Genomic DNA, 8,842 nt, shown 5'->3' with positions numbered 1-8,842 from the left:
GAGGTTGTTTGAGTCATCCTTGATAAGTGCTGTAATCATCACTTCATCAACGGTCTTAATGTCACGCTTGATGATTTCTTCCTTAAGTGCAGTCATGATTTCATGGCCTGTTCTGTCTCCTTGGAAGCAGGTTCTTCTATAGGTCTGACCACCGAATGGCCTTTGATTCAATTCACCTGATTCCTGTCTGTCAAAGAGTGCTCCGTACTCTTCAAGGTCTCTGAGTCTGTCTGGTGATTCATTGATTAAAATGTCAACTAATTTAGGGTCATTAAGGTAGCTACCACCCTTTAAGGTGTCTTTTATATGTGCTTCAACACTATCTTCTGGGTCCACAAGTCCAAGTGCAGCATTGTATCCACCTTCAGCCATTCCAGTACAACCTGATCTAAATGACAATCCTTTTGAAACAATCAATGCTTCCTTTCCTTGATTGGATACTTCAATTGCTGCTCTACAGCCAGCACCACCAGAACCTATAATCAATACATCAGTTGTGATAGTTTTAATCTCCATAATCTCCCTTCTTTAGTTTTTTTTTAAAGTAAAGTATTTTGGTCAAGGTTTTTGACGAAGTCAAAAAGCTTGCTCTCAATCTCCCTTCTTTAGTTTTTTTAATCTATTTGCTAGTATTTTTTTAATATAAATTTTGATTGGGGTTATACATTGTTTTCTTTACGATATTGTATAATGTCTTCAATTGTTACAACAGGCATGTCATGCTCTTTTGAGAACTCAATAACATCTGGCATTCTTGCCATGGTTCCATTTGGCAATGTGATTTCACATAATACCCCAGCAGGATTAAGACCAGCAAGTCTCATCAAGTCGATGGTCGCTTCAGTGTGGCCATCTCTTTCAAGCACTCCTCCTTCTTTAGCTCTAAGAGGGAATACGTGACCTGGGTGGTTTAAATCGCTTGGTTTTGCATCTGGATTTGATGCAGCCTTAACGGTTTTTACTCTGTCTGCTGCAGATACGCCAGTGGTTACACCTTCTGCTGCTTCAATTGTTATTGTAAATCCAGTACCATAGGTACTTGTATTGTTTTCTACCATTAAAGGAAGTTCTAATTCATCTGCCTTATCAGGAGTTAAGCATAAGCATACGATTCCACTTCCTTCTCTTATGAGAAGTGCCATTTGCTCCTCAGTCAAGTGTTCTGATGAAAAGATCATGTCTCCTTCATTCTCTCTATCTTCATCATCAGTTACAATGACTCCATTTCCTGATCTAATTGCATCCAATGCTATTTCCACTCTTTCTTGAGGACTTCCTTTTAAACTTTCTTCATGATTCATAGTAAAGCTCCTTAGTTGTTTAAAATAAAAGTTTTCTAATTCTAGTTACTAGAATCAGGGCAAAAAAAGGATATTTATTTTTAAGTAAATTAATTTTATTTAGATTTTAGTTATCCTCTATAATCAAACATAGAGTTATCTAGACCTATTTACTTTAAACTCATATTCTCTTCCATCCGGACTATCACCGTCGGTTTTGGACTTTCACCAAATCAACACACTTGTGCTCGTGGACTTATCATTTTAAAATAAATTTTTGCACTAATGAATCACCACCGGTGGAGAATTTCACTCCGCCCTGAGAATTGTATATTAAAATATATTGTTAGTGATTAAAATACTTTTTTATATATAAAGAATATATTTTGGTTTTTTATCAAAAATAACAATGTATTTATTTAAAGAATAATGTAGATTTATTAATAAAATTCTTTTAATAAAATTTTTTTAATTTTTTTATAAATTAAATCTTATTAATAAAAATACTGTCTTTTTTATAATATTCCAAGTGCTTCAAGCATAGATTGAAGACCTAAAATAATGATAGCCAATCCACCTAAGATTTCAATGTAATCTGCATATTTGATAGCTATTTTTGTTCCATAGGTACCAACCAATAGCCATGCGACTACTGCAATGAGACTCAAGAATCCTAAAATAAATGGATTTACATGTGCAACAGCACCTTGTGACGCAAGGACTAAGTTTTCTATGTTTCCAAATATTAATAATGCTGTAAATGGAGCGTAATCTCTTAAATTTACCATCTTATTCGCCTCCTTTTTTGGCTTGGATATTTTTTACAGCATCCCATATTGCTTTTATACCTAAAAGGAATATTGCAAGCCCTCCAATGAATGTTATTATGCTTGAATATTGCATAGCAAAATCGGTAGCTACAGTACCAAGGAATAACCAGAAAATTACAGCAAATATGCTTAATATCCCTAATGTTTTAGGGTCTACACCTTCAACAACACCTTGAGAGGCAAGTATGAGGTTTTCTATGTTACCAAAAATTATCAAACCTATAAAAGGCATATATTGTTCCAACATTTTTTCACCTATTTTTTATTAACATAAGTATATTTGTCAACCTTATATTTAATAATTATTTATTTATATAAAAAAAACATAAACTATTATTAATATGGACTTGAAAATTAATACTTAATTCATTATAGTTCAAAAACATTTAATGATTAAAATTAGGTTAGGATATTATGGCATCAAGAGATGAAAGAAAGGAAACCCGTCAAAGGATTAAAGAAATCTATAGCGTTGCTAAGAAGTATAATGTGTCAGAGTTAATTTCCGAATCTAGAAAACCTAAAGACCCTGCTCAAGGGGAATATGATGAAGAATTAGATGCTTCAGGTTTAAGAAAGGCTTTAGAAGAATTAGGTCCAGCATATGTCAAATTAGGTCAGCTATTATGTACAAGGCCGGACCTTGTTGGAAATGACATTGCAGAGGAACTAACAAAGCTTAGGGATAACACTCCTGTCACTCCATTTGAAGAGATCAAGGAAGTGATTGAAACTCAACTTGACCAGCCATTGGATGAAGTGTACTCTGAGTTTGAAGAGGAGCCACTCGGTTCAGCATCAATCGGTCAGGTATATAGGGCTGTATTGAAGGAAAATGGCGAAAAGGTAGCTGTAAAGGTTCAAAAGCCAGGTTCATATGAGCTCGTGGCAGCTGATGTAAAGATTATGGTTTCTCTCGCTGAAAAGGCAGACAAGTACATTACAAAAACAAGAACCTTCAATTTACCTGCAATCATCAAGGAATTTGAAAGGTCCATTTTCAAGGAACTTGACTATATGGAAGAGGTCATGAACATTCAAAAGATTACCAAAAACTTTGAAGGCCATGATTATGTAAAATATCCTAAGGTATATCCAAAACTATGTACCAATAGACTTATCAACATGGAGCTTGTTGAAGGATATAATGTCACTGAGTTGTATGACAATGAGGTTGATGGAATATCAGGCAAGAAAATTGCAGATGATATAGTTGAATCCTATTTCAAGCAATTGATGTTAGACGGATTTTTCCATGCAGACCCTCACCCAGGTAACATGATTATAGATAAAAAAGAGAAAAAGCTCTGTTACATTGATTTAGGAATGATGGGAATATTAAATGAAACATTCCGTGCTGATTTGGCACAATTGCTCTTATTGTTGTTAGGTGGAAATGCTAACAGTCTTGTCAAGCAATTGCTTTATATGAAAATCATCTCTCCGGAACAGGATACTGATGAGTTAAGAATGGATATCGAGGATTTGGTAAATCGTTATATTGGTGCTGACTTGGACCAAATGGATGGTGTTTTGGAAAAATTAATCAACACCATGATCAAGCATGGAGTAACCCTTCCAAGGGAATTCGTTATGATTGGAAGAGGAGTGGCACTTATTGAAGATATAGGATATAATCTGGACAAGGACTTCAATATTGGAGAGGCACTTCAAAGATTCTCTAAAAAATTAGTTGTCAATAAGTTCAATCCTGTCAATGTTGCAAAAGGAAGCTATGACTATCTTTTGGATGTTGAACATTTAATGAAGGATTTGCCTGATAGGGTAAATTCAACCCTTACTAAAATAGAGAAAGGGGAAATAAAAGTCAATTTGGAACTTAAAGGATTGACTGAACTTAAGAATCAGCTTTCAGCATCATTGATCATTTCCGCACTTATTATCGGTTCATCCTTAGCTATTCTTTCAAACAGCGGACCAAAAATGTGGGACATTTCTGTAATTGGTCTATTTGGATTCTTGTTAAGTGCAGTTCTTGGATTTTACATTGTTCTCAAATATGTCATATTTGACAATTAGATAACATTAAAATAACAATTCAATTATTAGATTATATAAAGGAGGTTTAATATGGGTATTAAAAGTGCAGCAAAAAAAGTAGGAAAAGCAATTATCTTCATGAAACTCTTTGAAGACTTAAAGGCTAATAAAGAGCCAATAGAAGCAGATCTTGCTAAATTGAAAGAAATCATTGATGAATGGAAAGCAGAAGCTCCAAACGACTTGAATGCTATTTTAGCTTCTATTTTGGTAAAAGCTCAAGAAGGTTCTGTTGATGATGCAAAAGCAGAATTCGAACAGGCTAAAGCTGAATACCATGCTGAAGATGAAGACATTCTCCCATGGTTTGAAAATCAAATAGAAATAATTGAAGCTGAAAAAGAAGCAGAAGCTGCTGAAGAATAGTTTTTTAACTATTTTCAATTATTTCTTTTTCTTATTTTTTTATTTTTTTTACATATTTTTAATTAGTTTATAACTATTTTTTATCTGTTTTATCTGTTTCTATCTATTTTTTAATTTAATTTATTATAGTTATTTAAAAAAAGAGAATGATGATACTTTTTAATTCAGTTTAAAAAATTATTTAAAAAAAGAGAAAGGTGATACCTTAAATTATAAGGTATCTAATTTAATTTTAATCTTATTTCTTAACTTTAACTGTCCTTTTAATGCTGTGTTTAAGATAAGATATTTTTACAGTGTATTTCTTGCCTACTTTAAGCTTTTTAATCACACTTTTTTTGATTGTGACTTTTGCAATTCCTTTTGAGTTGGTTTTTGCAGTATAGTTTTTGCCTTTGAATCTGAATGTGATCTTTTTGTTTTTAAGCAAGGTTTTTCCTTTAGTAAGCTTTACAGTTAAAGTGAATTTTTTAGCGGATTTTTTAATGGTTTTATTTTTTGAAGTCAATTTAATGTAATTGTATATGCAGTTTGTACAGGTTCCACCTAATACATCTCTACCAGTTGAGTTTGCCTTATTTGCAGTGAAATTACATTTATTCACTTTCAAGCGTTTTTTATCAGAGTCCACATCTAAAAATCCGTAAATTGCTCCTCCTTTTTTGGCAGTGTTTTTGCTGAAGGCACAATTGGTGATATTTCCAGAGTAGTATTTCATCTTTGGAACCCAAGTCTTGTTTACATAGTTTCCGCTTTGTTCATGACATCTGAAATAAACCGCTCCACCATTTTTAGCCACTTTATTGTTGTTGAACTTGGAATTTGCAATTTTCAAATTCTTGTTTGCAAATACAGCTCCACCATGTTCGCTTGCATTGTTTGAATCAAATGTAGAGGAACTGATATCCAAATGTGTGAATCCATAAATTGCTCCACCGCCACGACCTTTTGCCACATTGCTTTTGAATGTACAATTTTTGAAATGATCTGTTCCATATTTGAAACTTAGATTGAATGGCAAATTGTCTAAGAATTCCATTTTTCCTTCAGGTGTCTTATCCTTGTATAAGTCAGTGAAGAATTCAACTGATTTGTCTATTGTAAAACTGAAAACTGCTCCTGCATCTCCTCCTGCAACGTTGCCGGTGAATTTGGAGTTCTTAATATTCAAGTATCCTACAGAGTTGATTGCTCCACCACAGTATTTTGCATTGTTATTTGTGAAGACACAGTTGTTTACAGTTAAATTTCCATAATTGAATATTGCTCCACCATAAAGGTCGGTTTTTCCATTGGTGAATTTAATGTTGTTCAAGACAACCTTATTGCTGAAAATGACACCGTAATGTATTAAGAAAATTCTTGATTTGGATGCTCCGTTTAAGGTATGGCCATTTCCATTAATGGTTATGTCCTTTAAAATTCGAATTCCTCTATTGCTGAATCCTTCATCATAGGTATAATCCTTATCTAAAGTAATTGTAGCTCCATCTTCTGCTTCTAAAATCTTTTTTTGCAATGCAGTAAATGTACCATCATCCTCTATCTGCGGATCTTCTGTTGTATCATCCACTTCGTCGTTTTCTTCTGCAATGATGTCTTCCTGCGGAGATTCACTTATTATCTCTTCGGAATCTCCAATCGAAGTGTCTTCTATTGGTGATGTTGCATCATCAATTTCCTCTGCTGATACGCTTGCAATTGCAATAAAACCTATTAACAGGAATATTAGCAGAAGACTCTTTTTGAATTTCATAATTTCCCTCATGTTTTATTTGATAATTTTGATAATTTTTATTATATAAAGAATTTAGGGGTTGAACCCCTATCAATAATCTGGATTTTAATTTAGAACAATCCACTTTCCTCCAATTTCTCTTCAAAGTAATGGGAAGGTTTGTCTAATTTTTCCTTAATAAGCACTGCTGCTGTAATTGTTACACATCCAATGATCAAGAGTATAATCAATGCTGGAATATAGTTTGACCATACCACACCAAGCTGCGCTTCACGAACCAATGTGATTCCATAGGTCATAGGCATATATGGATACAGCACTCTGAAGAATGGGGCCATGATTTGAATTGGATAGATTCCTCCAGTTGCGGAAATCTGAAGTACCAAAAGAATAACTCCAATCGCCTTTCCCACTGTTCCAATTGCAGAGATTATTGAATATATCAGAATCATGAATATTACAGATACCAGTATTGCTGAAAAGATGAAGAGCAATGGATTGACAATTTGAATACCTAAAATATATGCTCCGATGATTGTTACGCATGCCTGAAGTATACTCATTATGATGTATGTCAAGAGTTTACCGAAGTACATTTCAAATGGGGAATATTTGGTTCCTTGACTGGTTCCAGGCTTAAGCATTACACAGGTGATTACTGCACCGACCCACATGGATAGGACAAGATAGAATGGGGATACATCTGAACCATATGAATTTACGGAAAACAACTCATTTCTATCCAATTTTACTGGGGAGAATACATAATCTCCTAATTCATCATCATCTATTCCTGTAAGTCCGCCGAGCATGTCTGCAGTTGATCCCAATGAATTGGATGCGGTAAACAATGCACCTGTTGCAGCGTTGGAAAGCAATTCTGCTCCTGAAGCAAGACTTAATGAACCTTTTGCAAGTTGGGTTGAACCGTCTGCAAGTTCTACTGAACCGTTTGCCAATTGACCTGCACCATCAGCAACAGCTACAGAACCGTCTGCGAGCTTCATTGATCCATCTGCCAATTGACCTGCACCGTTTGCCAATTGACTTCCACCTTCAGCTAATTGACTGCTTCCTTCAGCAAGCTTTACGTTTCCTTCTGCATAGTCTTTTATTGGTCCGTCAGGTATTAATGATGGGTCTACTGCAGCTTCCAATTCCTCTGAACCCTTTTCGACCTGTTTTGCACCATCACTTAATGCTGCTGAACCTTTCTTTAACTGTTGTGCACCATCATTTACTGAAGAGGCTCCGGATTTAACTTGGTTTGCACCATTAGAAACCTGGCTTTCTCCAGCTTTAACTTTTGAAGCACCTGCTTCAACTTGGCCTTCACCAGCTTTAACTTGGCCAGCTCCTGCAGATACCTTTGCAGAACCTGCCTTAAGCTGATTTCCTCCGTCTGCTAATTTCGCTGCACCTTCAGCAAGGCCTGATTGAAGTTCCTGAAGTTTTTTATATGCTGCAACATCTATGATTTCGACAATCTTTGCATTCAATGATGTATAAACAGCATTTGCACCGGAATCGGTTAATTTTGTTGCTACAGGGTTTGTTTTCATGTTAACGATGTATTCAAGTTTTGCCTGTTCAGGATTGTCACTGGTAATTGACACTATGTTTTCACTCAGGTTTTTCGGTATGACAATTCCTGCATAATACGTTCCGTTATACACTCCCCTTCGCAGTTCGTCCTCAGAAACGAATGTCCATTCAAATTTATCATTAGTTTTCAGTTCGTCAACAAGTTCATTTCCAACATTTATATCCTTTCCATTGAATGATGATCCATTGTCAAGGTTAGCTATTGCAAATGGAACATCCCCTGTATTTCCATAAGGGTCCCAACATGCCTGTATGTTCAAAAGAGCATAAAGGGAAGGAAGAATAATAACACCAATAAGCACTATAATCACTATTGGATTTGAAAATGCGCCTTTAAAATTTTTTTTCATTATTTCCGCAATCATTAAAGGATCTTTTCTACTCATATTTTCCCCATAATATTAGTTTATAAATAAATAACATTATATATTATAGTTTTTACCTATATATTATTTTTTTTATAATTTTTTTCAACTTTTCTTCAACATTTTTTTATTATTTTTTTTATTATTTTTTGCAATTAATTCAATATATTTAAATCATATTTTATTAAAAACTATATTTAGACAAGCGTTTTATTGATATATTTGAAGAATGAATCCTTTTTAGAGAGGCAGTGATAAAATGAAACTTGAAGATACAATATACAAAAGGCAATCTATTCGATCTTATGATGCCACACCACTTGATAATGAAACATTAGACGAAATAAGGGATTTTATAGACAATGCAAAGGAGTTGAATCCAAATATAAAATGGAGTTATGAAATTCTTCCTACAGAAAACATCTCTACAATGATGAGATGGAAAGCTCCTCATTATATAGCTATTTTTAGTGAGGAAAAGGGGAATTACTATCAAAATGTTGGATTTATATTTCAACAGGTGGACTTGTTCTTGCAAAGCAAAGGAATAGGGACCTGTTGGATAGGAATGGGAAGTCCTAAAAATTATAATAATCC

Annotated in this window: 9 protein-coding genes and 1 riboswitch; of the genes, 3 read left to right on the top strand and 6 right to left on the bottom strand. The window is 34.2% G+C overall.

Annotated elements, in window-relative coordinates; translation table 11 throughout:
- The 4 genes from ACKI67_RS10330 to ACKI67_RS10315 form a co-directional block, all read right to left on the bottom strand.
- The coding region (locus ACKI67_RS10330) for an FAD-binding protein (protein ID WP_407463451.1) at positions 1 to 516 on the bottom strand (516 nt) is incomplete at its 3' end.
- Between the two features lie 143 nt (positions 517 to 659).
- Positions 660 to 1,301 carry a 3,4-dihydroxy-2-butanone-4-phosphate synthase gene (gene ribB / locus ACKI67_RS10325; protein ID WP_407463450.1) on the bottom strand — a complete coding sequence of 214 codons (642 nt, stop codon included), beginning with the start codon at positions 1,299 to 1,301 and terminating at the stop codon, positions 660 to 662.
- Positions 1,302 to 1,461: 160 nt separating this feature from the next.
- A riboswitch (FMN riboswitch) is annotated at positions 1,462 to 1,611 on the bottom strand.
- A 184-nt stretch (positions 1,612 to 1,795) separates the two neighbouring features.
- Positions 1,796 to 2,068 (bottom strand): hypothetical protein, encoded by a 273-nt coding sequence (locus tag ACKI67_RS10320; protein WP_407463449.1) that lies wholly within the window; start codon positions 2,066 to 2,068, stop codon positions 1,796 to 1,798.
- Between the two features lies 1 nt (position 2,069).
- Positions 2,070 to 2,357: a hypothetical protein gene (locus ACKI67_RS10315; RefSeq protein WP_407463448.1), complete on the bottom strand. Its 288-nt coding sequence runs from the start codon at positions 2,355 to 2,357 to the stop codon at positions 2,070 to 2,072.
- A gap of 167 nt (positions 2,358 to 2,524) precedes the next feature.
- Here ACKI67_RS10315 and ACKI67_RS10310 point away from each other — a divergent pair, with 167 nt between their 5' ends.
- Both ACKI67_RS10310 and ACKI67_RS10305 read left to right on the top strand, forming a co-directional pair.
- Positions 2,525 to 4,150: an ABC1 kinase family protein gene (locus tag ACKI67_RS10310; protein WP_407463447.1), complete on the top strand. Its 1,626-nt coding sequence runs from the start codon at positions 2,525 to 2,527 to the stop codon at positions 4,148 to 4,150.
- Positions 4,151 to 4,201: 51 nt separating this feature from the next.
- Positions 4,202 to 4,537 (top strand): hypothetical protein, encoded by a 336-nt coding sequence (locus ACKI67_RS10305; RefSeq protein WP_407463446.1) that lies wholly within the window; start codon positions 4,202 to 4,204, stop codon positions 4,535 to 4,537.
- Between the two features lie 238 nt (positions 4,538 to 4,775).
- Here ACKI67_RS10305 and ACKI67_RS10300 read toward each other — a convergent pair whose 3' ends face one another.
- On the bottom strand, positions 4,776 to 6,293 hold the full coding sequence (locus tag ACKI67_RS10300; protein ID WP_407463445.1) for a hypothetical protein: 1,518 nt from the start codon (positions 6,291 to 6,293) through the stop codon (positions 4,776 to 4,778).
- Positions 6,294 to 6,385: 92 nt separating this feature from the next.
- Entirely contained in the window at positions 6,386 to 8,266 is a 1,881-nt protein-coding gene (locus tag ACKI67_RS10295; RefSeq protein WP_407463444.1) for a YhgE/Pip family protein, read from the bottom strand.
- Positions 8,267 to 8,504: 238 nt separating this feature from the next.
- Between ACKI67_RS10295 and ACKI67_RS10290 the strand changes: the two genes are divergently transcribed.
- Positions 8,505 to 8,842: nitroreductase family protein (locus ACKI67_RS10290; protein ID WP_407463443.1), on the top strand; the 338-nt coding region annotated here is incomplete at its 3' end.

The sequence above is a fragment of the Methanobrevibacter sp. genome (assembly GCF_045577275.1).
In the GTDB taxonomy this organism is placed as follows: Archaea; Methanobacteriota; Methanobacteria; order Methanobacteriales; family Methanobacteriaceae; genus Methanobrevibacter.
Note: the sequence above shows the minus strand (reverse complement) of the source record. Positions and strands in the feature narration are given on the sequence as shown.